Raw genomic sequence first — 25,260 nt, forward strand, 5'->3', positions numbered from 1 at the left:
GCCCCCGGATCAGCTAGTCGGCCGTCAGGACAGCTCCCGCACCGCCTCCAGGATCAGCCACAGGCCGCAGATGGCGAAGAGCACCGCCGCGCCGTACCGGATGGTCCGCTCCGGCAGATGGCGGCCGAGCATCCGGCCGACCAGGATGGCCAGGGCGTCGGCGGCCACCATGCCGAGGGTCGAGCCGAGCCAGGTGCCGAACCAGCCGTACTTGGTGGCCAGGGTGATGGTGGCGAGCATCGTCTTGTCGCCCAGCTCGGCCAGGAAGAACGCGACACCGACGGCGAAGACGGCGGACTTGCCGGTCTTCTCCGCCTTGCGCTTCTCCTCCTCGGTGAGCTTGTCCCCGCGCAGCGTCCAGGCGCCGAAGCCGAGGAACGCCAGGCCGGCGACCAGGGAGATCCATTCGGTGGGCAACGCGGCGTTCAGGCCGACCCCGATGGCCACCGACGCCAGGTGCACGATCGCGGTGGCGACGGTGATGCCGATCAGCACCGGTACGGTCTTGAACCGGGTGGCGAACGTGAGCGCCATGAGCTGGGATTTGTCCCCCAGCTCGGCGACGAAGATGACGCCGAAGCTGACCACCAGCGCGACGAGGAAACCGTCCATGAGAACCTTCCCGATCAGGCCGGGAGGAGGTATGGGGCGCCCTCGACCCGGCTGTGACAGCCTGAGTCGAAGGTCTCGCCCGCCTCACCGTGAGGTGGGGCCGCGTGGCCGGGTGCGGTGCACACCAGTATGTCGACCACGACATTGGGGGCTACTCCCCTTCGCGTCCGCCAGCCTAGCCGACCGTCCCGCCCGCCGGGGTGTCCGGGTGCACCTCGTCACCCGGACCCTCCGTCGGCGGCGCGGGCCGGGCTGCTCCGGACGGGCGTCACCCGGAACAGCCGGCACGGGTCAGGCCGCCTGGGCCAGCGTCACCCCGAACAGGCCGTCCGGGTCGGTCCAGAACTGCGCCGGACGGAAGCCGGCCGCCGTCAGCTCCGCCGCGATTCCCGCTGGCCGGAACTTCGCCGACACCTCCGTGCGCAACTCCTCGTCGGCGGCGAAGTCGACAGTCAGGTCGAGCGCACCGACCCGTGCCCGCATGGGCCGGCGGGCCCGCAGCCGCATCTCGATCCACTCCTGTTCGGGGTCCCAGCGGGCCACATGGGCGAACGCGTCCGGATCGAAGTCGGCGTCCAACTCCCGGTTGATCACCCGGAGCACGTTGCGGTTGAACTCGGCGGTCACCCCGGCCGCGTCGTCGTAGGCCGGCACGATCACCGCCGGGTCCTTGACCAGGTCGGTGCCGATCAGCAGGTGATCGCCCGGCTCCAGGGCCGCCCGCATGGCGGCCAGGAAGCCGGCCCGCTCGGCCGGCAGCAGATTGCCGATGGTGCCGCCCAGGAAGACCACCAGCCGCCCGCCACCGGTCGGCAGCCGGTCCAGGTGACGGGTGAAGTCACCGACGATGCCGCGTACCCGCAGCGCCGGGTAGTCGGTGGCGATCTGCGCGGTGGACTGCCGCAGCGCGCTCACCGACACGTCCAGCGGCACGAAGGTGCCCAGCCCGCCGTGCCGGGTGAACGCGTCCAGCAGCAGCCGGGTCTTCTCCGACGAACCCGAGCCCAGCTCGATCAGCGTCTTCGCCCCGGTCGACCCGGCCACCTCGGCCGCCCGCTCGGCGAGCACTGCCCGTTCCGCCCGGGTCGGGTAGTACTCCGGCATCCGGGTGATCTCCTCGAACAACTCGCTGCCCCGGGCGTCGTAGAACCACTTCGGTGGCAGCCACTTCGGGTCGGCGGCCAGGCCGGTCCGCACATCGGACCGCAGGGCCCGGTCGAGGTCCCGCTCCTCCAGATAGATCTCCAGCGGTTCCGCGCTCATCAGATGTCCTCTCCTGCACCACAATCGTCCAGTTCCGCACGGTCACCCCAGCTCGCCGAGGTGCACCCCGCCCGGCCCCGCCCGCACCCACTGCCGGTCGGGCACCTGCTGCCAGTCGGGTGTGTCGTCCACCGGCTCGGAGGCCAACAGCACCGCGTCGCCGGTGACGCGCACCGACAACGCGTGGTCCCACACGCTCGCCACCACCGACACCCCGTCGGTGAGCAGCAGGTTCAACCGTGATCCCGGGGCCACGGCGGCGACCTCCCGCACCGTCGCGGTGACCGCCTCCGTCACTGACGCGCCGGCCCGCAACCGGTGCCGCACCAGTGCCCACAGCAATGCCGAGTCGGTCGGCGCGTCGAGGGTGACCAGGTCCCGCACCGGCAGCCCGCCGGCCAGCGCGAGGATCGAGTCCGGCCAGCCGCGCACCACCCCGTTGTGGCTGAACAGCCACCGCCCCTCGGCGAAGGGCGCGGCGGCGCTCTCCTGCACCGGCATGCCGACCGTCGCGGAGCGCACCGCCGCCAGCACCGCGCCGGAGAGGGTCACCCCGGCCAGCTCGGGCAGGGTCGGATCAGACCAGATCGGCCCGGCCCGCCGGTACCGCACCGGGCTCCCGGTGCCGGGATACCAGCCGACGCCGAAGCCGTCCGCGTTGACCGTCCCGCCGCCGCGCATGTCCCGCGGCGCCCAGGACTGCCGCACCAGCGAATGCGGCGGGTCGTACAGCAGCGTCCGCAGGGTCACCGGGGGGCCGAGGTACGCCAGGTGCCGGCACATCAGGCGACGCCGCCGATCACCCGTGGACCTCCTCGGGCCGGGCGTCACGGGCACAGCGGAAGCCGCTGAAGATCTGCCGCCGGATCGGGTGGTCCCAGTTGCGGAAGGTGCCCCGGCAGGCCGACCGGTCGGTGCCGAACGAGCCACCGCGCAGCACCCGGTAGTCGCCGCCGAAGAACACCTCCGAATACTCCCGATAGGGGAACACCGCGAATCCGGGATGGCCGTGGAAGGGGCTGGCCGTCCACTCCCAGACGTCGCCGATCAACTGGTGCACACCGAGCGGCGAGGCACCTGCCGGGTAGGCACCGACCGGCGCCGGCCACAGGTGCCGCTGCCCCAGGTTGGCGTGCTCGGCGGTCGGCTCCTCGTCGCCCCACGGCCAACGCCGGGAGCGGCCGGTCGCCGGATCCCAGCGGGCCGCCTTCTCCCACTCGGCCTCGGTGGGCAGCCGCTTGCCGGCCCACGTCGCGTACGCCTGCGCCTCGTGCCAGCAGACGTGCACCACCGGCTCGTCGTCGCGTACCGGTGACCACCGCCCGAACCGCTGACAGGCCCAGCTGTCGCCGTCTCGTCGCCAGTGCATCGGCGCGGTCAGCCCGGCCTCGGTGCGGTGTCGCCAGCCGGCCGCGCTCCACCAGCGCGGGTCGTCGTACCCGCCGTCGGCGAGGAACTCCCGGTACGCGCCGTTGGTCACCGGCGCGGCGTCGATGACGTACGCGGGCAGGTCGACGGTGTGCGCCGGCCGTTCGTTGTCCAGCGCCCACGGGTCGGTCGAGGTGCCCATGGTGAACGCTCCCGCCGGCACCAGCACCTCGCCGGCGACCCGCGCCCGGGGCTCCGGTGGCGGGGGCGCGTCGAGCACCGGTGGGCCGGACCGTAGCTGGTGGGTGGCGAGCATGGTCTCGTCGTGCTGCTGCTCGTGCTGCACGATCATGCCGAAGACGAACCCGTCGGCGACCAGCGCCCGGTCGGTGAACCGAATCCCGTCGAGCAGGTCGTGGACCTTGTCGCGGACGGTCGCCACGTACGCCCGCGCCTCGGCCGGTGGCAGCAGCGGCAACGCGGGCCGGTCCTTGCGGGGCTGCTTGAAGGCGTCGTACAGGTCGTCGATGTCCTGCCGGACGGGCGCCCGGCCGCCGACGTCACGGACCAGCCAGAGTTCCTCCTGGTTGCCCACGTGGGCGAGGTCCCAGACCAGGGGGGACATCAGCGTCGAGTGCTGCCGGACCAGGTCGTCGTCGTCGACGGCGGTGGTGAGCGCGTCGGTGCGGGCCCGGGTCCGGGCCAGTTCGGCGGCGATCCGGCTGCGCAGTGGTTCGGCCTCGGTGCCCGGTTCTTCGGTGGTGGTCACCGGTTCCCCCTCTCCGCGGTGGCGATCCGTCGCCGGATCCTGCGGTCGATCTCGTCGTGGGTCTCGGTCGGCAGGTCCAGGACCGGCAACGTCTGCCGGGCCAGGTCGAGCAGGGCAGCGGCGGCCGTGGCCAGTGACGGGTCGGCCAGGCCCTGCCGGGCGGCGGTGTGCCAGCGGTCGGCCACCGGCGTGGCGATGGTCCGGGCCGCCCGGACCGTCCGCTCGTCGTGCAGCAGCGCGGCCAGCACGGCCAGCGGGACGGTCCAGTCCCGGCCGGGCTGGGTGTCGAGGTAGCGGACCTCCAGGTAGCCGCGCGGGCGGACCGGCGGGAAGAGCGTGCTGACGTGGTATTCCAGGTCGTCGGTGGTGGGTGGGAACGGCAGCGCCCCGGCTATCCAGTCGGCGAAGGTGATCCCCGGCGGTGGCGTCCAGTCCGGGCCGTCGTGCCGTAGGCAGAGCAGCGGCGCGGCGAGGACGTACTCGGTCCAGGCGGCGACCGGGTCCCGGTCCGGGTGGTGTGCCGACCAGACCGGGCCGGTGCGGGTCGGGTCGATGTCCATCCAGGCGGCCATCCGGGCGGACGCCAAGCCGGTACGCCGGCCGGCGTGCCGGTCGGCCGTGGCGAAGGCCGCCACCAGCGGTGGCCCCATCGCGTGCACCGCCGCCCAGCGGTCGGGCAGCCCGGCCGGCTCACCGATGTCGAGGCAGACCTGGAGGCCTGCGGTGCTGTACATCATGGTCCGCCCGGCCGGGCCACGGCGGTCGAAGACGCAGCGCATGGCGCGGTAGCGCGGGGTGTCGACCACCGCTCGCGGGGCCCGCCACGGGTCGATGCCCGTCCGCCCGAGCACCAGGCCGGCGCGGGCGAGCAGGGCGTCGAGTTCGTCGATGTCGGCCTGGGTCGCCGAGACCAGCGCGGCGACCGAGGTTCGCGGCGCGGTGGACACCTCCACCTGGCCGCCCGGCTCGACGGTCACGGTGCTGCCGTGCCGCAGGGGGCGGGCCGGGCTGGTGTCGTCCAGGGTGGGTGGGCTGTGCGGCCCGAGTGCCGTCCGTAGCCGCGCCCGGTCCAGTGGCCGGGCGGGATCGGCGGCGTCGTGGACTGTCCATTCCAGTTCGACGCCGGTGAGGGTGGGTGGCCCGGTCTTGAAGCAGATCCGGGCGAGGTATCCGGCCGCGCCGGCCACCTCCCCGAGCACGGTCGACCGGTCCAGCTCCGGCGACGTCACCACGAGATGGTCTCCTCCCCACGCTGGGATCCGGCCGTACTGGCCGGGCGGGGCAGGGCCGTCGGCTGGCCGCCCCGTTCCTCCATCCTCCGTCCAACGGACCGATCGCGCAGACCCGATGGAAGAAACTCCCGGTGTCGCCCCGTCGACCAGTCGGCTAGTTCTTCGCGCCGGGCCCCCGGCTGGCACCCGGGCCGGTACCCCCGCCGCCGGGGCCGCTGCCGGCACCGGGGCCGGGGCCCGCCGGGTCATCGTCCTTCGGGCCACCGTCCCCGTCGTCGTCGGGATCGTCGGGCCCGGTCGAGGGGTGGCCCGGGACCAGTTCCCGGCAGTACGCCTCCACCCGGTCGGCTCCACCGGCGGCGGCCACCAGGTCGGCGAAACCGGGCCGGGTCACCGCCTTCAGCCGCTGCTCGGACGACTTGGCCAGGTATGCCCGGCACTGCCCGACCAACTTGCCGCTGCCGGCCGGCTTGCCGTCGTGCGGAGTCGCGGGCGGGACGGCGGTGACCGAGGGGGTACCCCCCGGTGCGGCGGTGGACCGCCGGGACGGGCCCTGCCGGTGCGGGGTAGGCCGGGTAGACCCGGTCTCGGAGGCGGACGGGCCGGGCCCGGGCGTCCGCTCGGGGGGTCGGTCGTCGAGGGTGACGGCGGCGAAGGCCACCCCGGCGGTGGCGGTGGCGGCCACTCCGGCGATCCAGGCCACCACGCCGGTGGTCAGCCGCCGTCGCCGCCGGCCGGCCACTGCGGGCCCGGGGGTGGCGGCGGTCCGCGCGGCCCGGAAGGCCGCCACCGCCTCGTGCTCGCCAGCGAGTTCGTCCGGGCGGGCCGGTGCGGCGGCAGCGGCGAGCAGCCGGGCGAGCGGGTCGTCCGTGGACGGCGTGCCGGTGCCGGTCGGATCGAGCAACCGCTCGGCCTCGGCCCGGTCCACCGTCCGGCCGGACCGGGCCGGCCGGTGGAAGTTCATCCAGTTTCCCCTCACGTCAGCCGTCCGCCGGCTCGGCCCGGGACGCGTGTGGCGTCGGCCGGGGTCGGGGCGGGACGACCCGCTCGTCGTCGGACGGCTGCGACGCGTCGCCGCGATCCAACAGTGCCGCCAGTCGACGCAGCCCCCGGTGTGCGGCCGTACGGACCGCACCCGGTCGCCGGCCGAGCACCCGCCCGGCGGTCTCGGCGTCCAGCCCGATCACCGCCCGCAGCAGCACCGCCTCCGCCTCCCGGGGTGGCAGGGTGGCGATCAGCGCCAGCGCCGACTCCGTGCCGATCGTCTCGCCGGCCCGCTCGGCGGTGTCGGCGTCACCGGCGAGGTCGTTGAGCGCCTGCACCGGCACCGGCAGCGACGGGCGACGACGCTGCCGACGCAGGTGGTCCATGGCGCGGTTGCGGGCGATCGTCACCGCCCAGGCACGGAACTCACCGCCGGTGAACCGGGCCAGGTCGCGGGAGATCTGCAACCAGGTCTCGGAGGCGACGTCCTCGGCGTCGGGGCCGACGAGCGCGGTGAGGTACCGCAACAGGCCCGGCTGGAGGCTGCGGTAGAGAAGTCGGAACGACTCCTCGTCTCCGGCCTGCGCCGCTACGACCGCCCCGGTCAGGTCATCGGTCATGGTCGCACCGTTCCCGCCGCACGATCCGGACCGACGACGGGCGACGCGTCGCAGCCACGGCCCGACCGGCGGTTACTCTCGTGCACCCTCAGCCCCCCGCTGGCCCTTCCACACCCCGGCACCGGAGGCCGGGTGACCCGTCTGAACACCGCCGCGAGAGTACGGTGGCGGCGGCGCGGGCACCGGGGCGGGCCAACACTAGGAGCCGCCCGGCGGTGGAGGCAAGCGGTCACCGGTGCGGCCGGCGTGAGATGGATCAAGCGAGCCGGCGGCGCGTCGCCGTAACACGGATCACCTTCGGGACGCCCCTGCGACAACGGCCGACGTCGCACGGCAGGTCGACCGGGACCGGCGGTGACAGTCAGTCGCCCACCGGACACCACTCGTCAGGTGGGCGGTGCCCGGACCTGGACGGACCGCCCCACGGATGCCCGGAAGGGATATCGGCGTCTGCCGGACGGGAGGACCCTGGGTACGGTATGGGGGTGTTGTCATCCGAGCTCGTGCTCAGCGGTCGCTACCGCCTGGACGAACGTGTCGCCACCGGCGGCATGGGCGACGTGTGGCGTGCCACCGACCTGGTGCTGGGCCGCCAGGTCGCGGTGAAGGTGCTGCTGCCGGCACTCGTCTCGGACCCTGACTTCATCGCCCGGTTCCGCTCCGAGGCGCGGATCATGGCCGCACTGCGCAACCCCGGCATCGTGCAGGTGTTCGACTGCGGCGAGGACCGTCTCGCCGACGACAGCAGGGCCGACTACCTCGTCATGGAGTTCGTCGAGGGCGAGCCGCTGTCCCGGCGGATCGAGTCGGCCGGCCACCTGGACGTGACCGAGACGATGTCGATCGTGGCGCAGGCCGCCCAGGCCCTGCATGCCGCGCATGCGGGCGGCATCGTGCACCGCGACGTCAAGCCGAGCAACCTGCTGGTGCAGGAGGACGGCACGGTGGTGCTCGTCGACTTCGGGGTCGCCCGCTCCACGAATGTGACAAGCATCACCAGCACCAACGCGGTGCCGGGAACCGCCCTCTACATGGCGCCGGAGCAGGCGTCCGGTAGGCCGGTCTCGGCCGCCACCGACATCTACGCCCTCGGCGCGGTGGCGCACTGCTGCCTGACCGGGCAACCACCGTTCACCGGTGACAACCCGCTCCAGGTGGCCGTGCGGCACCTCGACGACGAGCCCCCGGAGTTGCCGGCGGACATTCCGGCACCGGTCCGCGCCCTGGTGGCGCGGGCACTGGCGAAGGACCCGGCGGACCGGTTCGCCACCGGTGCCGAGATGGCCACCGCCGCCCGCGCCGCGACCGGTGACGGCACCGCCGCCATGACCGCCCTGGTCGCCTCGCCGCTGCGCGCCCCGTCCGGGGCGGACGGCCCACGCGTCGGCCCGCCCGGAACGCCGACGACGGTGGTCGGCCCCGAAACGCGGCGCACCCGCCGAGGGTCCCTGGTCGGCGCGTTGGCAGTGGTGCTGGTGGCGTTGACCGCGCTCGGGGCCGCGCTCGGCGCCACGAAGTCGCTCGACAACGGCGTGCCGAACATCCGCAACACCGGCCCGGCGGTCGCGCCCACGGACCAGACCGAGGTGCCGGCGGTCACCGAGGAGACCGAGTCCGAGGAACCGGAACGACCGAACCGGCCGGAGAACCAGAATCCGAAGCCGTCGCCGTCGGTGTCGGTCAGCCCGACGCCACCGCCGAACGGCTCCTCCGTGCCGGTACCGACCAAGTCGGTGCCGGCCACCCCGGTGAATCCGCCGCCGACCACGGCGTCCACTCCCGCCGACCCGCCGCCCACCACGGCGTCCACCCCTGCGGACCCGCCGCCCACCACTGCCGACACGGGCGGCGGGGGCGGTAACAATCCGCCGCCGGCCGGCACCTGAGCCGGTCCGACGCCCGACACGCCATCAGCACCAAAACGGACTAATCTGCTATATCGCCAGCTAAGCTCCCTCGTGGGATACATCTGCCACAGGAGCCCTGTTGAACACAGAGAAGCTTGTCGTCATCGGCCAGGGATACGTCGGACTACCGCTGGCCATACGCGCCGTCGAGGCCGGGCTGGACGTGGTCGGGCTGGACGTCGATGCCGACCGGGTGAAACGGCTCGCCTCCGGTGAGTCCTTCGTCGAGGACATTCCGGCTACCCGGCTCGGCCGCGCCCTGGCCAGCGGTCGGTACCGGCCGAGCACCGAGTACCCGGATGCCGAGGGCTTCGACATCTGCGTGATCACGGTACCCACCCCGCTGCGCGATGGCGCCCCCGATCTGAGCTACGTCGAACAGGCCGGCACCGCCGTCGGCCCGTACGTCCGGCGCGGCTGCACTGTGGTGCTGGAGTCGACCACCTATCCGGGGACCACCGAGGACCTGCTCCGGCCGCTGCTCGAGGCGGCGAGCGGCCTGCGCACCCCCGGTGACTTCCACCTCGGCTACAGCCCGGAGCGGATCGACCCGGGCAACCCCACCTGGCGGTTGGAGAACACCCCGAAGGTGGTCTCCGGGGTGGACGAGGCGTCGCTGGCCCGGGTGGACGGCTTCTACCGCCAGCTGGTCGAGCGGACCGTGCCGGTCGACTCCACCCGGGTCGCGGAGCTGACCAAGCTGATCGAGAACACCTTTCGCCAGGTCAACATCGCGCTGATCAACGAGCTGGCGATGGCCTCCCACCACCTCGGTATCGACGCCTGGCAGGCCATCGAGGCCGCCTCGTCCAAGCCGTTCGGGTTCATGCCGTTCCGTCCCGGGCCGGGCGTCGGCGGGCACTGCCTGCCGATCGATCCGTGCTACCTGTCCTGGCAGGTCAAGCGCACCATGGGCCGACCGTTCCGGTTCATCGAGCTGGCCGACGACATAAACCACCAGATGCCCGAGCACGTGACCCAGCGGGTGATGGCCGGGTTGAACCGGATCGGCCGACCGGTGAACGGCGCCCGGCTGCTGCTGCTCGGCCTGGCGTACAAGAAGAACACCGGCGACATGCGCGACTCGCCGGCGGTGGACGTGGCCCGACGGTTGCAGGCGCTCGGCGCGGACGTGCACGCGGTGGAGCCGTACGCCGAACCGCAGCACATCCCGGGCGGGGTGGCGGTGGTCGACCTCACCGCGCGCGAGATCGCGGCGGCCGACGCGGTGGTGCTGGTGACCGACCACGACAGCTTCGACTACGACCTGGTCACCCGGCACGCCCGGTACGTCTTCGACACCCGGGACCGGTGCCGGGGCGAGATGGTGGAACGGCTCTGAGCGGGTGCCGGCCGGCCCGTGCCACCACCGGGCCGGCCGGCCCCGGGGCCGGACCGGGTCAGTCCGCGCCGAGCGCCTCCACCACCGGGCGGGCCAACGCCCGGCGGGCCGGCAGGACCGAGGCGGCCAACGCGGCGAGCACCGCCACGGCCAGGATCAGCCCGAGCCGTCCCCAGGGCAGCACCAGGGTGAAGTCCCCACCGACCCGGGCCACGAAGGCCACCGCCCCGGCGCTGACGCCGATGCCCAGCGCGGTGCCGAGCAGCGCGCCGACCAGGGCGGTCAGCACCGCCTCCACGGCCAGCAACGCGCGCATCCGCCCCCGGGACAGCCCGACGGCGCGTAGCACGGCGTTCTCCCGGGTCCGCTCCAGCACCGAAAGGCTGAGCGTGTTCGCGACACCGACCAGGGCGATCACCACCGCCAGGCCGAGCAGCGCGGTGACGAAGGCGAGCAGCATGTCCACCGTGCCGGTGAGCATCTTCTTGTAGGCCGCCTGGTCCATCAGGTTCACCGTCGGATACCGGTCGACCACCGCCTCGACGGCGGCGCGGGCCCGCTCGGCGGATACCCCGGCGGCCGGTTCGACCTCGGCCAGGGAGCCCCGTTCGGTCGGGAAGAGCCTGGTGAAGTCGGCGTCGGTCAGGTCGACGACGTGCCCGGCGGAGACCTGGGCCGGCAGCGGGCCGTCGGCGGTGACCACGGCGGCCACCCGGAACGGACGCCCGGCGACGGTGACCGTCGACCCCACCCGCCACCCCCGGGCGGCGGCCAGTTCCCGGTGCACCAGCACCGCCCCCGGCCCCAGGTCGGCGACGTCCCCGGTGTCGACCCCGGCGAGGGTACGACGAACCAGCGCCGGATGGGCCGACCGCAGCTGGACGCCGTCGACGACCCGGCTGCGGTGCTCGTGCACCGTGCCCACCTCGGGGCGGGCAGCCAGTTCACCGGCGAGTGTGGCAGGCAGGTCACTGCCGATGCCGGTGACCACGTAGTCGACGCCGATCTGGGCGTCGACCGCACGCTCGACGCCCACCTTGACACTGCCGGCGCCCACCACGAACGCCGAGACCAGCCCGATGCCGATCACCAGGGCGGTGGCGGTCGCGGAGACCCGGCGCGGGTTGCGGGCGGCGTTGGCGACGGCGAGCGCGGCGGTGGCCCTCAGCAGGGGGCGCAACGGCCGGCCGAGCACCCGCACCAGCAGCGGCACCAGCACCGGGCCGAACAGCACGATGCCGAAGAAGGCCAGCACTCCGCCGAGGGCGACCAGGACGATCTGGCCGACGGCGGCAGCCCCGGCCAGCGCGGCGATGCCGGCGGCCCCGACCAGCGCGCCGACGGTCAGCCGGACCCGTCCGGCACTCCGGGCCGGCTGTCCGGCAGCGTCGGTGAGGGCGGCCACCGGCGGTACCCGGGTGCCCTGCCAGGCGGGCACCAACGCGGATCCGACGGTGACCACCGTGCCGAGCAGCACGCTGAGCAGGACGGTGCGGGTGGTGAGCGTGAAGCCGCCGGAGACCGGCAGGTCGAAGCGCGGCACCAGGGCCGACGCTCCGGCGGCCAGGCCGACGCCGAGCACCACCCCGAGGGCCGAGCCGACCAGGCCGAGCACCACCGACTCCAGGAGAGCGGCCCGGAAGATCTGCCCCCGTCCCGCCCCCACCAGCCGCAGCAACGCGGTCCGCCGGGCCCGCTGGGCGAGCACGATGGCGAAGGTGTTGGCGATGACGAACCCGGCCACCACCACCGCCACCCCGGCGAAGGTGAGCAGCACCATCCGGAACTGGTCCAGGTCACGGACCGCGTCCTCGACTGCCTCGTCGAGGATGCGCTGCCGTGACTTCACCGTGGCGTCGCCGCCCACCACCGCGGCCACCCGTTCGGCCAGTGTCTGCGCCGACGTGCCCGGCGCGGCGGCCACCATGATCCGGCCGTAGCCCCGTTCCCCGCTGGCCGCCAGGGCGTCCGGGCCGACCAGGCCGATGAACGGGCCACCGACGTCCCGGGTGGTGTCGGCCACGTCCACAGTGCCGACCAGGGTGTACGGGCGGGCCGGGCCGGTGGACCCGCCGACGGAGACCGGGGCGCCGAGGACAAAACCCTCCTGTGCCACCGTGGGCGCGTCGAGGACCACCTCGCCGGGGCGGTCGGGCAGCCGGCCGGCGACCACGTCGTACGAGCGCAGCGCCGGTTCGGTGGGGATCGCGGCGAGCACCCCGAAGCCGAGCACCGGACGGCCGTCGGCACCGACCACCCCGGCGAGGGCGGTCAGCTCACCGGCGGCGGCGGCCACCCCGTCGACCGCGCGCACCCGGTCGACCAGGGACGGCGGCAGGGCGCTCCGGTCGGCGTAGACACCGAGGTCGGTGTGCCGGTCGAAGGCGGCGGCCCGCTCGTACGCCCCGGCCTGCATGCCGTCGGTGAGCATCAGCGTACCGGCGACGAAGGCGACACCGAGCACGATCGCCACCGAGGAGAGCAGCAGGCGCAGCGCGTCGGCGCGCAGCGTGCGCAGGGTCAGGCGCAGCATCCCGGTCACCGCCGGCGGTGGGCGACGGCCACGACCGTGGCGGGCCGGACGGAGTCGGAGCAGCCGGCTGCGAACCGGACGGGCCCCGGGCAACCGGTAGCGGGATGGACGGACGTGGGGACGGACATGGGGACTCCCGGTCGGCGTGTGCAGGTCTCCTCCGACGCTAGGCAGCACCGGACCGGCCGGCGTCCACCCGGCCGCTCGGACCGGCTCCGCCGCAGGTCGCCCCTGACCGGGGCGACCCGTACGACCCAGGTCGTACCCGGCTCAGCCGCCCGGGGTGACCAGGCCGCTCTCGTACGCCAGGACCACCACCTGGACCCGGTCGCGGAGCTGGAGCTTGGCCAGGATCCGGCCGACGTGGGTCTTCACGGTCGCCTCGGCGACGTGCACCCGGGCGGCGATCTCGGCATTGGCCAGCCCCTGGGCGACAAGCAGCAGGATCTCCCGTTCCCGGTCGGTGAGCTGGGCCAGCCGTGGGTCCTCGGCGGGGGCCGGGCCGAGCCGGTCGGCGAACCGGTCGAGCAGCCGGCGGGTGATCGACGGGGCGACCACCGAGTCACCCTCGGCGACCACCCGGATGGCCGCCAGCAGGTCCTCCGGCGGCACGTTCTTGAGCAGGAAACCGCTGGCCCCGGCGCGCAGCGCGGCGAACGCGTCCGCCTCGGTGTCGAAGGTGGTGAGCACCAGCACCCGGGGCCGGCCGTCGGCGGAACCGGCACAGATCCGGCGGGTCGCCTCCACCCCGTCCATGGTCGGCATCCGCAGGTCCATCACCACCACGTCGGCCTCGACCCGGGCCAGCACCCGTAGCGCGTCCGCCCCGTCGATCGCCTCACCGACGACCGCCAGGTCGGGTTGGGAGTCGAGCACCATCCGGAAGCCGGCCCGGACCAGCGCCTGGTCGTCCACGATCACCACTCGCACCGTCATACCGCGATCACCTCCGGGTCCGGGGTCGACGGTAGCGGCAGCCGTACCTCGACCTCCCACCCGCCGCCGGTGCGGGGGCCGGCGCTGAGCCGACCGTCGTAGATACCGACCCGTTCCCGCATCCCGACCAGGCCATGACCGCCGGAGGGGGCCGGGCGGACCGGCGGACGGCCGCGCCCGTCGTCGGTCACCCGGACCACCAGGTCGTCGTCGACGCCGAGCACGACCTTCACGTCCGCACCGACCCCGGCATGCTTGAGGGCGTTGGTGAGCGCCTCCTGCACCACCCGGTAGACAGTCAGGTCGAGCCCGGGTGGCAGCGCCGCCGGCACGCCCTCGGCGCGGAGCCGGACCCGCAGGCCGGCGTCGCGGAACCGGCCGACCAGGGCGGGCACCTCCCCGACGGTGGCGCGGCGGCGTTCCGGGTCGGTGGTGGGGGTGGTGGCGTCAGGGCCGGTCGTCGCCTCCGGCGTGCCCGGTTCCCGCAACACGTCGACCAGCCGACGCATCTCCTCCAGGGCCTGCCGACCGGTGTCGGCCACCACCTTCACCGCGTGCCGGGCGGTCTCCGGATCCCGGTCGAACAGCAGGCGGGCCCCATCGGCCTGCACGATCATCACCGCCATGCTGTGCGCCACCACGTCGTGCAGTTCGCGGGCGATCCGGGCCCGCTCGCCGGCCACCGCCGCACGGGCCTCCGCCTCCCGCTCCCGCTCCAGGGTGACGGCCCGCTCCTCCAGGCTGAGCACGTAGAGCCGGCGGGTGCGCACGTTCAACGCGGCCAGCCACACTCCGCCGGTGACCAGGCCGAAGTAGATCGCGGTGGCCCACCAGACGAGGTTGGACTCGGACTGCGTGGCGGCCAGCAGCACCCCGATGGCGGCGACGACCCCGGCCAGCACGCCGTCGCGCAGCCGGTCGGCGTACTTGACCACGCTGTAGAGGGCGATCAGCACCGCGATGTCGTAGGCCAGCACACCCCAACCGGCGACCACCTGGGTCAGCGCCAGCGCGGCCACCACCGCGGCGACCAGCGCCGGGTGCACCCGGCGGAACAGCAGGGCCAGCGTCATCGCGAGGCCGACCAGGACGGCCGGCCAGCCCCCGGGCTGGGCTTCCGCCCCGGTCACGGCGAAGAGCGCCACCAGGCCGCAGACGCCGACGTCGAAGGCGACGCTGCGCAGCGGGCGACCGAAGAGGGTACGACTCACGGTGACCGAGCGTAGTGCCCCGACCTGGGTCGATGCCCCCCGCTCGGGCGGACCGGCCGGTCGGCGGGGTCAGACCAGCTCGCGCAGCCGGGCGATCTCCACTGTCTGTTCGGTCGCCACCGCGTTGGCGAACTCGTTGAGCTGCTGGTCGGCACCGGCGGAGAGCAGTTCGGTCGCCATCGTCACCGCGCCCTCGTGGTGGGCGGTCATGAGTTGGACGAAGAGCCGGTCGAAGGCGGCGCCCCGGGCGGCGGTGAGTTGCCGGATCGCCTCGGGCGACTGCATGCCGCGCATCCCGCCGTGGTCGTGGCCGGGTTCCTCGGCGGCCAGGCCCCGGGTGTCGAGCCAGCCGCGTAGCAGCCCGATCTCCGGCCCCTGCGCACCGCGAATCCGGGCGGCGATCGCCTTGACCTGTGCGCTGGCGGCCCGATCGGGGGCGAGCTCGGCCATCTGGAGGGCCTGCCGGTGGTGCGGGATCATCATCCGGACGAACCAGACGTCGGGGGTGTTGTACCGGGGTGAGCTGGTGTCCCGGACCTCCTGCGCGGGCCGGGTGGCGGCGGACTCCCCCGGCCGGCCGGGCACGATCACCCCGGGGGCGTCGACCGGGAGGGTAGGCGTCGGGGCGGCCGTGGGGTCGGCTGCCGGCGTCGGTCGGCCGTCGGGGCGCAGAGCCAGCCCGATCGACAGCAGGACGGCGACGGCAACTGTGACGGCGAGCAGGATCCGTCCACGGCGGCCGGTCATGCGACTCCCCCTCCGATCGAGGTCGTCGCGATAGTATCCATCCACCATCGCACTTAGATGTGACGCAGGTCACATCGACTGCCTTCGTTGACCGGTAACGTATCTGGCACGCATCGTCCCTTTCGAAGGGTTCTGCCGATGACCAGATTCCTCCTGCCCCGACCGCGACAGCTGAAGGTCGTCAGCGTGGTCGCCGCCGGTCTGCTGGTGGCCAGCGTCGCCGCCAGCCCGGCGAGCAACGCCGCGCCGGTCACCGCGACCGAGGTCCCGCCCGCGTCGGCCCCGGGCCTCGCCGTCGACGAGATCTCCAGCAGCCCCAACCTGCGCCAGGTCGCCAACCTGCCCAAGCAGGCCCCCTTCGACACCACGAGCGCGCTCGGCACCGACATGGCCTTCCAGGGCCGCTACGCCTTCGTCGGCAACTACAACGGCTTCGTCGTCTACGACATCGGCCGCCCCAGCACCCCGAAGATCGTGTCGCAGGTGCTCTGCCCCGGCTCACAGAACGACATCTCGGTCTACGGCAACCTGCTCTTCCTCTCCACCGACTCGTCACGCACCGACGACTCCTGCGCCAGCACGACGCAACCGGCGACGGTCAAGGAGTCCTGGGAGGGCATCAAGGTCTTCGACATCAGCGACAAGGCCAACCCGCGTTACGTCAAGTCGGTGGAGACCGCCTGCGGTTCGCACACCCACACCCTCGTCCCGGGCAAGGACCCCAGGACGGTCTACCTGTACGTGTCGTCGTACAGCCCCCGGGCGGACTACCCCGACTGCCAGCCGCCGCACGACTCGATCTCGATCGTCAAGGTCCCGGTCAAGAGGCCCACCGAGGCGGCCGTGGTGGCCACCCCGAACCTCTTCCCGGACGGCGGCTACGAGGGCGTCCCGGGTCAGACCTCGGCCACCTCCGGCTGCCACGACATCACCGCCTACCCGGCCAAGGACCTTGCCGCCGGCGCCTGCATGGGCGACGGGGTCCTGCTGGACATCCGCGACCGCGAGGCACCACGGGTGATCAACCGGGTCCGGGACACGGTCAACTTCGCGTTCTGGCACTCGGCGACGTTCAACAACGCCGGCACCAAGGTCGTGTTCACCGACGAGCTCGGTGGCGGCGGCGCGGCCACCTGCAACGAGGTCGTCGGCCCGAACCGTGGCGCGGACGCCATCTACGACGTCACCGGCCGGGGTGACGCCCGGAAGATGGTCTTCCGCAGCTACTACAAGATCCCCCGGACCAATGCCGACACCGAGAACTGCGTGGCCCACAACGGCTCGCTGATCCCGGTGCTCGGCCGGGACGTCCTGGTGCAGGCGTGGTATCAGGGCGGGGTCTCGGTCTGGGACTTCACCGACTCGACCAGGCCGAAGGAGATCGGCTTCTGGGAGCGGGGGCCGTTGTCGGACACCCAGCTCACCACCGGTGGCGCCTGGTCGACGTACTACTACAACGGGCACATCTACTCCAGCGACATCCAGAAGGGCCTGGACGTGCTGAAGCTCAGCGACTGGCGGACCTGGACGGCGGATCTGGTCCGGGTCCCCGAGTTGAACGTGCAGACCCAGGCCGGCTACCTGAGCTGGTAGCTCCGCCGCCCGCCCCCGGCCCGGTCCGCCGGGTCGGGGGCGGGCGGACACCCCGGGGCCAGCGGCCGGACTCCCCGGCCCGGTCCGCCAGGTCGCGGGTCCGGGCGGTCCGGCGTCGGCCCCGGGCCGGCTGTGCGAGGATCAGGCGCCGTGGCACCTGCCGGCGGCGTACCGCCCGTACCTACCGACCGCTCCCGTCGTCCGCGGCTGCACCCGCTGGACCAGGTGGCGATCGGGCTGGCCGTGCTCGGCGTCGGCGCGGTGGTCACCGGCCTGCTCCCCCGGGCCGACGCCGAAGCGACGCTGCACCGCATCCTGCCGCTGCTGCTCTTCCTCGGCGCGGTGGTGGTGCTCGCCGAGCTGACCGCCGTCGCCGGGGTGTTCGACGTGCTGGCCACCCGGCTGGCGGTCGCCGCCCGGGGCAGCTTCGCCGCCCTGTTCCTGCTCTGCGTCGGCTTCGCCTCGGTCACCACCATCGCCCTCAACCTGGACACCACCGCGGTCCTGCTCACCCCGGTGATGATCGCGCTGGCCCGCAAGCTGGGCACCGCCCCGGGCCCGCTGGCGATGACCACGGTCTGGCTGGCGAACACCGCCAGCCTGCTGCTGCCGGTGTCGAACCTGACCAACCTGCTCGCCGCCGACCGGATCGACCTGGCCCCCCTCGCGTACGCGACCAGGATGGCGTTGCCGCAGGTCGCGGCGATCATGGTGACCATGGCGGGGTTGTGGTTCTGGTACTGGCGGCGGGGCCGACGCGACGCCGACCGGTTCACCCCACCCCCGCCGTACCGACCGGCGGACCGGTTGCTGTTCGGCACGGCGGTCGCCGGTTGCCTGCTGCTCGTCGGCGGCATCCTGGCCGGGGTGGAGATCGGCGTCGCCGCCGCCGTCGCCGCCGGGCTGGTGGTGCTCGGCTTCGCGGTCCGGTCCCGGCGGACCCTACGGCCGGCGCTGCTGCCCTGGCGGCTGCTGGTCTTCGTGACAGGCCTGTTCCTGGTGGTGCAGACCCTCGGCCGGCACGGGCTGGACGACCTGGTGTCGGTGCTGCTCGGGGACGCCGGAGGCGCGGTGGGGGCACTGCGGGCCGGCGGCACCGGCGCGTTCCTGGCCAACCTGGTCAACAACCTGCCCGCCTACCTGGCCGGCGAGGCGGTGCTCCCACCCGGTGACGAGACCCGGCTGCTGGCGCTGCTGATCGGCACCAACGTCGGCCCGCTGGCGGTGCCGTGGGCGTCGCTTGCCACCCTGCTGTGGTACGAGCGCTGCCGGGCCGCCGGGGTGACCGTGCCGCTGGGCCGGTTCGTGGCCACCAGCGCGGTGGTCGCGGTACTCGCCACGCTGGCCGCGGTGCTCGCCCTGCTGGTGGTCGGCTGACGGCACACCCGGCCTGCGGCGCCCGAGCGGCCAGCCATCCGGGTCGCCGGGACCGGACTCAGATCCCCATCTCGGCCTCGTACGCCGAGCGCAGCCGGGCCCGGGCGGCGGGGGCCAGGCAGACGTGCCAGACGGTCCCCTCGTCGACGACGTTCACCTCACCGGCGGCCTGCCGGGCCAGCAGGATCTCGGCCAGCACGTCGCGCGCGCCGAACCGGGCGTACCAGGCCAACTCCACGTCGGCCGCCCAGCCGAGGCAGTGCCCGCTGGGGAGCATGGCCGGATACCCGAGCCGCCGCAACCGGTACCGGTGTTCGGCGCTGTGGGCCAGGCCGGTCACCCACAGCGGCGGGGTGCCCGCCGGGGCGGACCGGGCGAACTCCCGGGCCAGGTCGTTGAGGAGCGCGACGATCTCCCGCCGGGTCCGCCGGAACGGCACCCCGACGGTGGGCGGGGCGGCCTCCGGCAACAGCCGGCGACGCACGGCGTGGGCACCACGGCCGAGGAGACCCGCCGGTTGTTCCCGGTAGCGGAAGCCGAGCAGGCCGCGTCGGCGCAACCACTCCAGGTCGATCAGGTCGGGGTGCGTGTCGACCTGTTCGTCGGTGCGCAGGAGCAAGGCGTCCCGCCACCACATGAGGTCGATGCGGGAGAGCAGGTAGCTGCGGACCAGCGCGGTCAGGTCGGCGGCCGAGGTGCGGCCGGCGGGCTGGTGGCGGGCCAGCTCCAGCAGCAGCGTCTCGCGGGCGCCGAGCACGCCCTGCTCGGTGGCGTCGAGCACGTCGGCGATGGCCGGTTCGCGCAACCGCTGGTCGAGCAGCACCTGACGGGCGGCGGTGGCGGCCGTGCCGGCCAGCGCGCCGACCTCGACCAGCAGCTCCGCCACCGCCTCCCGGTAGGCGTCGAGGTCGGGGGCGACCGGGAGGGCGGCGCGCGTAGAAACGGGCGTCCGCCGGGCCGGGGCGGGCGGGGTCACGCCGGCCTGTGGGCCGGGGCTTCGGCTGGGCACGCGCATGGTCGGTCCTCTCCCGGTACGACACGGTGCGGATGAACCTGAAAGCACCGTAAACGCTGTGAACCGGCAGAGAACCAGCATTCCGCCCATGCCCCTCGAAGGGCGACGTGCATCCCGGGAGGCGGGCTCCAGTAGCGACGGCCGGCACTGGACCTGGGGCGGGGTGTGGACCTTCCCGGCCGGCACCACGCCCCGGATCGGCCCGGTGGCCACCGTGGGCCGCCCGCCGGTTGCGACACGGCGGCCCACGGTGGGGGCGGTCAGCGCACCGTGCAGGCCGTCCCGTTCACGGCGAACCCGGTCGGGGTCGGGTTCGCGCCACTGTAGGAGGCGTTGAAGCCGAGGTTGACCGAACCGTTCGGGGCGACCGCGCCGTTGTAGCTCTCGTTGGTCACCGTCACCTCGCTGCCGGTCTGGCTGAACCGGCCCGACCAGCCCTGGCTGATCTGCTGGTTGCCGGTGAACCGGAAGGTCAACCGCCACGACGACCAGGCCGCGGTGCCGGTGTTGGTCATCGTGACGCTGCCGGTGAACCCGGTGCTCCAACTGTTCGCCGAGTAGGTCACCGCGCACCCGCCGCCCGCCGGGGGCGTGGTGGTCGGCGGCGGCAGGGTCGGCGTCGGCTGCCCGGTGGGCGTGCCGGTCGGCGTCGGGGTCGGCGTCACCGTCGGGGACACCGTCGGCGTCGGCGTCGGGTTCGGCGTGGTGCCGGTGCCGGCCTGCTCGGCCGCCCAGTGCACCAGCCAGGCAAACGCCGAGTTCCAGTTGATCGCCACCTCGTTGACCGAATACGCGCCGATGTCGTCGACGAAGCACTTCTGCGGCTTGCAGCCGCCGAGCTGGGCCTGGACGACCGGGTCCTGCAACTCGCTGTTCGGGCCGCCGGAGAGCGAACCGGGCGGTGCGATCGGCAGCGAGCCGTCGTTCTGGTTGGCCCAGAACCGGTGGTGCACGTTGCGCACCGGCTTGTCCCCGTAGCCGGCCACGTAGGACTGGTTCAGCGGGTTGCGACCGAGCAGGTAGTCGTAGGCGGCGTAGGCCCCGTTGCGGTACCGCGCCGTGCCGGTCAGGTCGAAGGCCACCGCGAGCACGTTGGCGTTGTTGGCTACCGCGCCGTTGGAACCCCAGTAGTACCGGCCGTCGCCGCTGCCCGGGGCCGGGTAGCCCTGGTTGGCGGTCTGGGCCAGCATCCGGTCGGCGAAGGAGACGATCGCCGAGCGGATCGCGCTCACGTCACCGGTGGGCAGGCCGGTCGGCACGAGTGCCAGGGTGGTGTCACCCAGCCCGGCGGTCCAACCCCAGTCGTACGCCCCACGGGTGAAACTGGCGCCGCGGGCGTGCGGGGAGCCGCTCAGGTCGGTGCGGTAGCCGGCCGTTCCGGTGGTCGCGTACAGCTCGGCCGCCGCCCAGTAGAACTCGTCGCTGACGGTGGCGTCCTCGTACGCGCCGCCGCCGGTGTTGTCCGTGGCGGGGGCCAGCCGGTTCGGGTTGGCCTTCGCCGCCGCGTACGCCTTCTCGGCGGCCACGAGGGCCCGGGCGGCGAAGGCGGAGTCGAACGGCTTCCACAGCCGGGACGCCTGGGCGGCCACCGCCGCCATGTTGAGGGTCGCGGCGGTGCTCACCGGGGAGAGCAGCCGGGGCTCGCTGTCCAGCTCGGGACGGGTGGGCAGCGCGGTCCAGTTCTGGTCGTGGATCTTGTGGTGCACCATGCCGGCGTTGCTCCGACCGTCCGGCACCTGCATCTTGAGCAGGAACTCCAGCTCCCAGCGGGCCTCGTCGAGCACGTCCGGCACACCGTTGGCGCGCTCCGGGATGGCCAGCGTGCCGTCGGCCACCGCCGACCGGTCCGCCCCGGTGACGTACAGCGTCCGCTCGTAGATGTTCTGTAGCTGCCAGGTGGCCACGCCGCCGTTGACCACGTACTTGCCCTGGTCACCGGCGTCGTACCAGCCACCGCGCACGTTCAGGGTGTAACCGCAGGAGGTGCGGCACGGCACGTTGTCGTCGCCCCGGTTCGGGGCGACGTTGACGTGCCCGGCCGGGCGGGCGTAGCGGGCACCGACGTACTGGGCGTCGATCGGGGTGCCGCTGCGCTGGTGGTAGAAGAAGGCGAGCGAGTCGCCACGCAGCCGGCGCACCGGGTCGGCGGAGATGTCGAACGGGTAGCTGCTGCTCCCGCCGACCGACAACACGTAGCCCGTGCCCGGGGTGTCGTAGGCGGAGAAGTCCGCGACGTGCACCGAGTCGCCGGAGAGCGTGTCGGCACCCCGTACCGTGGTCTGCCCGGAGGCGACCGTGGCGCCGGCGGCGTTGCGCAGCGTCCAGCCGAGCGGAGCGGTCGCGGTGTTCACGACGGTGGCCTGCTTGGGCAGCCCCGGGACATAGGCGACCTGGTTGACCTTGACCGGTGAGCCGGGGTCGGGGGCGGCGGAGGCGAGCTGCGGCACGGCCGCGAGCCCACCGAGGGCGAGCAGGGCGGCGGCCGCGAGCGCGACCGGACGCCGTCGGGGATGCTGGGGCATGGGGCCTCTTCCGGGTGGTGATGGCAGTGACCACCCGACCGGGCCGGCGCAGCGGCGATCTGTCGGGCGGTCGGACAGACCGTCGACGGGAGCGCTCCGACCACCATAGACCAGCATCAGTCCGGGTGGAAGTGGTCGCCGGTGCAGGCCGGCCCTGACGGGGACGGTTCAGGTGCCGTCACCCGGCAGCCGGGCCGTCCGGATGCCGCCGCCCAGCGGATGGACGGTGCGGGTGTCGCCGTCGTAGCTGCGCGCCGCCACGAACCGGCCCTCGGGCCGGTCGCCGTCGGTAAGCGCACGGGCCAACCGTCGGTCGTGATCGCGGAAGCGCAGCGCGAGACTCAGATGCGGAACCCACCGGCCCGGGGCGTGCCAGGGCCGGTGGCCGTCCGCCCCGTCGAGCGCCGCCCAGACCGCCTCGTGCAGGGCGGTCAACGCGGCGGTGGGCCGGACCAGCCAGACCAGCGGGGTGCTGCCGTCGAGCACCGTCACCCGCTCCAGCCGGACCGGCAGGGGCAGCGCGGCGTCGAGGAGCCCGGCGAGCCGGTCGACCGCGCCGGGCGGGAACGCCTCGACGGCCGCCAGCGTCAGGTGCGGCCGGTTGGTCGGGTGGCCGTGCCGGGCCAGGCTGGGCAGCCCCGCCCCGGCCAGCCGGCCCCAGGCGGCGCGCACCGTCTCCTCCAGCGTCGGGCAGCAGAGCAGTTCGACCGTACGCACGCCCGCCAGGCTAACCGGCGGACGGTGACCCGGGCGGACGGTCACCGGCACGGGCCGCTCCGGTCGGCGGGCGGTGACCGGGACGGCCATCCCGGCGGGCGGGCCTGCTCCGGCGATGGGCTGGCCGGTCGGGCCGACCCGGGCGGGGAGGCAGGGCGGGGGCACGGGTTGTGCCGACCGGCACGGTTGTGCCGGTCGGCGGAACGGCCCGACCGGGGTGATGGAAAACTTTGCCCCATGAGTTCCGCACCTACACCGACCGACCTCTCCGCCCCCGGCGACTCCGACACGGTGCCCGCCTTCGTGGATCTCGGGCTGCGCGCCGAACTGCTGGGCGCCCTCTCCGCGCTCGGCTACGAGGAGCCGACCCCGATCCAACGGGAGGCCATCCCGCTGCTGCTGGCCGGCCGGGACCTGCTCGGGCAGGCGGCGACCGGTACGGGCAAGACCGCCGCGTTCGCCCTGCCGCTGTTGCAGCGGATGCCGGACGACCGCAGCGGCGGCGACCCGGTGTCGCTGGTGCTGGTGCCCACCCGGGAGCTGGCGGTGCAGGTCTCCGAGGCGTTCCACCGATACGGCAAGGACCTCGGTGCCCGGGTGCTGCCCATCTACGGTGGCCAGCCGATCGGCCGCCAGCTCCGCGCCCTGGACCTGGGCGTGGACGTGGTGGTGGCGACCCCGGGCCGGGCACTGGACCACATCGCCCGGGGCACCCTGCGGCTGGGTTCGCTGGCCACGGTGGTGCTGGACGAGGCCGACGAGATGCTCGACATGGGCTTCGCCGAGGACATCGAGGCGATCCTGGAGCACGCGCCCGCCCAGCGCCAGACGGTGCTCTTCTCGGCCACCATGCCGGCCCGGATCGACGGACTGGCCCGTAAGCACCTGACCGACCCGGAACGGATCCAGATCGGGCGCGAGCAGCCGGTGGCCGGCGAGGCACCCCGGGTACGGCAGAGCGCGTACATCGTCACCCGGGCGCACAAGCCGGCGGTGTTGGGTCGGGTGCTGGACGTGGAGTCCCCGACGGCGGCGATCGTGTTCTGCCGCAGCCGGGAGGAGGTGGACCGGCTCACCGAGACGATGAACGGGCGCGGCTACCGGGCCGAGGCGCTGCACGGCGGGATGAGCCAGGAGCAGCGGGACCGGGTGATGGGACGGCTGCGTGCCGGCACCGCCGACCTGCTGGTGGCCACCGACGTGGCGGCCCGCGGGCTGGACGTCGAGCAGCTCACCCACGTGGTCAACTACGACGTGCCGTCGGCTCCTGAGTCGTACGTGCACCGGATCGGCCGGGTGGGCCGGGCCGGTCGGGAGGGGGTGGCGATCACCCTCGCCGAGCCCCGGGAGCACCGGATGCTCAAGACCATCGAGCGGGTCACCGGCCAACGGATCGACATCGACAAGATCCCGACGGTGGCCGACCTGCGGACCCGACGGATGGCACTGACCCAGGCGGCGCTGCGGGAGAGCCTGCTGGAGGACGACCTGGACCCGTTCCGGGTGATCGTCGAGTCGCTGTCCGACGAGTTCGACCTGATGGAGGTGGCGCTGGCGGCCGTCAAGCTGGCCCACGAGGCGGCCCTGCCGGGCTCCGACGACGAGGAGGAGATCCCACAGGTGGCGGTCCGGGCGCCCCGGGAGTCCCGACCGGGGTTCGAGGGTCGGGGTGGGGAGCGGCGCGGTGGCGGCCGGTCCCGCACGGGCGGCACCGCGCAGGTCTTCATCGGCCTGGGCCGCCGCGCCGGGGTCCGCCCGCAGGACCTGGTCGGTGCGATCACCGGGGAGACCAACGTCAGCGGCCGGGACATCGGCTCGATCGAGATCGCCGACCGGTTCTCCCTGGTGGAGGTGCCGCAGGGCGTCGCCGACGAGGTGATCGCGGGCCTGCGCAACAGCACCATCAAGGGCCGCAAGGCGACCGTACGGCGCGACCGCGGCGGCGAGGGGCACTGAACCACCACGCGACACCGGCCCGCATCCCCACCGGGGGCGCGGGCCGGTCGCGCTTGCGCGGAGCGGACCGGTCCCTCAGACCGGGTGTCTGCTCAGCGCGGTGTGGTCCCTCACAGCGGGTACGGCCCGAAGCGACCCCAGGCGACGATCGCCGCCAGGACCAGCAGCACCGCGGTCAGCGCCGTGCCCGGGTGCTCCTTGGCCCGGGCGTGCACCACGACCGCGCCGGCCATCACGATCACCAGCCCGACGGCGGCCAGCGGGGTGAGCACCGTGGCGATGCCGGTGAGGCCGGGCAGGATCAGCCCGATCGCGGCCAGCACCTCGACCGCGCCGAGCGCCTTGACCTGGGTGGGCGGCACGTTCTCCACCCAGCTCATCCGGTCGCGCAGCTTCTCCTTGGGTTGGGTCAGCTTGGTCAGTCCCGCGCCGGCGAAGAGCGCGGCGAGCAGGATCTGCAGTATCCACAGGAACACGTTCACGGGCGGTCGCCTCCGGGGGTGCCACCGTACGGTGGCGGATGCGGGGAACGGGACGGGTTCAGGCTACGGGGCCG

20 protein-coding genes are annotated in these 25,260 nt (G+C 73.7%); 5 read left to right on the top strand and 15 right to left on the bottom strand.

Annotation, left to right across the window (positions count from 1 at the left end; translation table 11 throughout):
• Positions 1 to 24 precede the first annotated feature (24 nt).
• From OHQ87_RS10665 to OHQ87_RS10695, 7 genes are all read right to left on the bottom strand, one after another.
• Complete coding sequence (locus OHQ87_RS10665; RefSeq protein WP_328347386.1) at positions 25 to 612, bottom strand: TMEM165/GDT1 family protein; 588 nt, start codon at positions 610 to 612, stop codon at positions 25 to 27.
• A gap of 291 nt (positions 613 to 903) precedes the next feature.
• Positions 904 to 1,875: an L-histidine N(alpha)-methyltransferase gene (egtD, locus tag OHQ87_RS10670; RefSeq protein WP_328347388.1), complete on the bottom strand. Its 972-nt coding sequence runs from the start codon at positions 1,873 to 1,875 to the stop codon at positions 904 to 906.
• A gap of 42 nt (positions 1,876 to 1,917) precedes the next feature.
• Positions 1,918 to 2,658: an ergothioneine biosynthesis protein EgtC gene (egtC, locus tag OHQ87_RS10675; protein ID WP_328347390.1), complete on the bottom strand. Its 741-nt coding sequence runs from the start codon at positions 2,656 to 2,658 to the stop codon at positions 1,918 to 1,920.
• 16 nt (positions 2,659 to 2,674) lie between these two features.
• Entirely contained in the window at positions 2,675 to 4,012 is a 1,338-nt protein-coding gene (gene egtB, locus OHQ87_RS10680) for an ergothioneine biosynthesis protein EgtB (RefSeq protein WP_328347392.1), read from the bottom strand.
• Positions 4,009 to 5,244, bottom strand: a complete 1,236-nt coding sequence (gene egtA, locus OHQ87_RS10685; protein WP_328347394.1) for an ergothioneine biosynthesis glutamate--cysteine ligase EgtA — start codon at positions 5,242 to 5,244, stop codon at positions 4,009 to 4,011. The genes egtB and egtA overlap by 4 nt, the downstream gene beginning before the upstream one ends.
• A 154-nt stretch (positions 5,245 to 5,398) precedes the next feature.
• Entirely contained in the window at positions 5,399 to 6,208 is an 810-nt protein-coding gene (locus OHQ87_RS10690) for a hypothetical protein (RefSeq protein ID WP_328347396.1), read from the bottom strand.
• Positions 6,209 to 6,224: 16 nt separating this feature from the next.
• Positions 6,225 to 6,848, bottom strand: coding sequence for an RNA polymerase sigma factor (locus OHQ87_RS10695; protein WP_328347397.1), 624 nt, complete (start codon positions 6,846 to 6,848; stop codon positions 6,225 to 6,227).
• Between the two features lie 479 nt (positions 6,849 to 7,327).
• Between OHQ87_RS10695 and OHQ87_RS10700 the strand changes: the two genes are divergently transcribed.
• Complete coding sequence (locus OHQ87_RS10700; RefSeq protein ID WP_328347398.1) at positions 7,328 to 8,734, top strand: serine/threonine-protein kinase; 1,407 nt, start codon at positions 7,328 to 7,330, stop codon at positions 8,732 to 8,734.
• A 100-nt stretch (positions 8,735 to 8,834) separates the two neighbouring features.
• Positions 8,835 to 10,097, top strand: coding sequence for a nucleotide sugar dehydrogenase (locus tag OHQ87_RS10705; protein ID WP_328347400.1), 1,263 nt, complete (start codon positions 8,835 to 8,837; stop codon positions 10,095 to 10,097).
• A 58-nt stretch (positions 10,098 to 10,155) separates the two neighbouring features.
• On the opposite strand, the gene OHQ87_RS10710 is transcribed toward OHQ87_RS10705, so the two are convergent.
• The 4 genes from OHQ87_RS10710 to OHQ87_RS10725 all read right to left on the bottom strand — a co-directional run bounded on the left by OHQ87_RS10710 (position 10,156) and on the right by OHQ87_RS10725 (position 15,524).
• Positions 10,156 to 12,630, bottom strand: a complete 2,475-nt coding sequence (locus OHQ87_RS10710; protein ID WP_328347402.1) for an ABC transporter permease — start codon at positions 12,628 to 12,630, stop codon at positions 10,156 to 10,158.
• A 270-nt stretch (positions 12,631 to 12,900) separates the two neighbouring features.
• Positions 12,901 to 13,566 carry a response regulator transcription factor gene (locus tag OHQ87_RS10715; protein ID WP_328347403.1) on the bottom strand — a complete coding sequence of 222 codons (666 nt, stop codon included), beginning with the start codon at positions 13,564 to 13,566 and terminating at the stop codon, positions 12,901 to 12,903.
• A complete protein-coding gene (locus OHQ87_RS10720) occupies positions 13,563 to 14,777 on the bottom strand; it encodes a sensor histidine kinase (RefSeq protein ID WP_328347405.1) in 1,215 nt (404 codons plus the stop codon). The genes OHQ87_RS10715 and OHQ87_RS10720 overlap by 4 nt, the downstream gene beginning before the upstream one ends.
• A gap of 69 nt (positions 14,778 to 14,846) precedes the next feature.
• Positions 14,847 to 15,524 (bottom strand): DUF305 domain-containing protein, encoded by a 678-nt coding sequence (locus tag OHQ87_RS10725; protein WP_328347407.1) that lies wholly within the window; start codon positions 15,522 to 15,524, stop codon positions 14,847 to 14,849.
• A 138-nt stretch (positions 15,525 to 15,662) separates the two neighbouring features.
• Here OHQ87_RS10725 and OHQ87_RS10730 point away from each other — a divergent pair, with 138 nt between their 5' ends.
• Entirely contained in the window at positions 15,663 to 17,117 is a 1,455-nt protein-coding gene (locus OHQ87_RS10730) for an LVIVD repeat-containing protein (protein ID WP_328347409.1), read from the top strand.
• A 150-nt stretch (positions 17,118 to 17,267) separates the two neighbouring features.
• Positions 17,268 to 18,494 carry an SLC13 family permease gene (locus OHQ87_RS10735; RefSeq protein ID WP_328347411.1) on the top strand — a complete coding sequence of 409 codons (1,227 nt, stop codon included), beginning with the start codon at positions 17,268 to 17,270 and terminating at the stop codon, positions 18,492 to 18,494.
• 58 nt (positions 18,495 to 18,552) lie between these two features.
• On the opposite strand, the gene OHQ87_RS10740 is transcribed toward OHQ87_RS10735, so the two are convergent.
• The 3 genes from OHQ87_RS10740 to OHQ87_RS10750 form a co-directional block, all read right to left on the bottom strand.
• The gene (locus tag OHQ87_RS10740; RefSeq protein ID WP_328347413.1) at positions 18,553 to 19,509 is read right to left on the bottom strand and encodes a hypothetical protein; all 957 of its coding nucleotides are present in this window, start codon (positions 19,507 to 19,509) and stop codon (positions 18,553 to 18,555) included.
• Between the two features lie 260 nt (positions 19,510 to 19,769).
• On the bottom strand, positions 19,770 to 22,031 hold the full coding sequence (locus OHQ87_RS10745) for a glycoside hydrolase family 9 protein (RefSeq protein ID WP_328347415.1): 2,262 nt from the start codon (positions 22,029 to 22,031) through the stop codon (positions 19,770 to 19,772).
• 168 nt (positions 22,032 to 22,199) lie between these two features.
• On the bottom strand, positions 22,200 to 22,748 hold the full coding sequence (locus OHQ87_RS10750) for a 2'-5' RNA ligase family protein (RefSeq protein ID WP_328347417.1): 549 nt from the start codon (positions 22,746 to 22,748) through the stop codon (positions 22,200 to 22,202).
• A gap of 237 nt (positions 22,749 to 22,985) precedes the next feature.
• Here OHQ87_RS10750 and OHQ87_RS10755 point away from each other — a divergent pair, with 237 nt between their 5' ends.
• Entirely contained in the window at positions 22,986 to 24,704 is a 1,719-nt protein-coding gene (locus tag OHQ87_RS10755; protein ID WP_328347419.1) for a DEAD/DEAH box helicase, read from the top strand.
• Positions 24,705 to 24,814: 110 nt separating this feature from the next.
• On the opposite strand, the gene OHQ87_RS10760 is transcribed toward OHQ87_RS10755, so the two are convergent.
• Positions 24,815 to 25,186 carry a DoxX family protein gene (locus tag OHQ87_RS10760; protein ID WP_328347421.1) on the bottom strand — a complete coding sequence of 124 codons (372 nt, stop codon included), beginning with the start codon at positions 25,184 to 25,186 and terminating at the stop codon, positions 24,815 to 24,817.
• Positions 25,187 to 25,260: the final 74 nt, after the last annotated feature.

The organism is Micromonospora sp. NBC_00421 (assembly GCF_036017915.1).
In the GTDB taxonomy this organism is placed as follows: Bacteria; Actinomycetota; Actinomycetes; order Mycobacteriales; family Micromonosporaceae; genus Micromonospora.

Excerpts from the sequence above, each read along its gene's own strand:
- OHQ87_RS10710 (WP_328347402.1), bottom strand. The coding sequence starts at position 12,630 with ATGCTGCGCCTGACCCTGCGCACGCTGCGCGCCGACGCGCTGCGCCTG.
- OHQ87_RS10665 (WP_328347386.1), bottom strand. The coding sequence starts at position 612 with ATGGACGGTTTCCTCGTCGCGCTGGTGGTCAGCTTCGGCGTCATCTTC.
- OHQ87_RS10730 (WP_328347409.1), top strand. The coding sequence starts at position 15,663 with ATGACCAGATTCCTCCTGCCCCGACCGCGACAGCTGAAGGTCGTCAGC.
- OHQ87_RS10695 (WP_328347397.1), bottom strand. The coding sequence starts at position 6,848 with ATGACCGATGACCTGACCGGGGCGGTCGTAGCGGCGCAGGCCGGAGAC.
- OHQ87_RS10745 (WP_328347415.1), bottom strand. The coding sequence starts at position 22,031 with ATGCCCCAGCATCCCCGACGGCGTCCGGTCGCGCTCGCGGCCGCCGCC.
- OHQ87_RS10715 (WP_328347403.1), bottom strand. The coding sequence starts at position 13,566 with ATGACGGTGCGAGTGGTGATCGTGGACGACCAGGCGCTGGTCCGGGCC.
- egtC (WP_328347390.1), bottom strand. The coding sequence starts at position 2,658 with ATGTGCCGGCACCTGGCGTACCTCGGCCCCCCGGTGACCCTGCGGACG.
- OHQ87_RS10700 (WP_328347398.1), top strand. The coding sequence starts at position 7,328 with ATGGGGGTGTTGTCATCCGAGCTCGTGCTCAGCGGTCGCTACCGCCTG.
- egtD (WP_328347388.1), bottom strand. The coding sequence starts at position 1,875 with ATGAGCGCGGAACCGCTGGAGATCTATCTGGAGGAGCGGGACCTCGAC.
- OHQ87_RS10690 (WP_328347396.1), bottom strand. The coding sequence starts at position 6,208 with ATGAACTTCCACCGGCCGGCCCGGTCCGGCCGGACGGTGGACCGGGCC.
- OHQ87_RS10725 (WP_328347407.1), bottom strand. The coding sequence starts at position 15,524 with ATGACCGGCCGCCGTGGACGGATCCTGCTCGCCGTCACAGTTGCCGTC.
- OHQ87_RS10740 (WP_328347413.1), bottom strand. The coding sequence starts at position 19,509 with ATGCGCGTGCCCAGCCGAAGCCCCGGCCCACAGGCCGGCGTGACCCCG.
- OHQ87_RS10755 (WP_328347419.1), top strand. The coding sequence starts at position 22,986 with ATGAGTTCCGCACCTACACCGACCGACCTCTCCGCCCCCGGCGACTCC.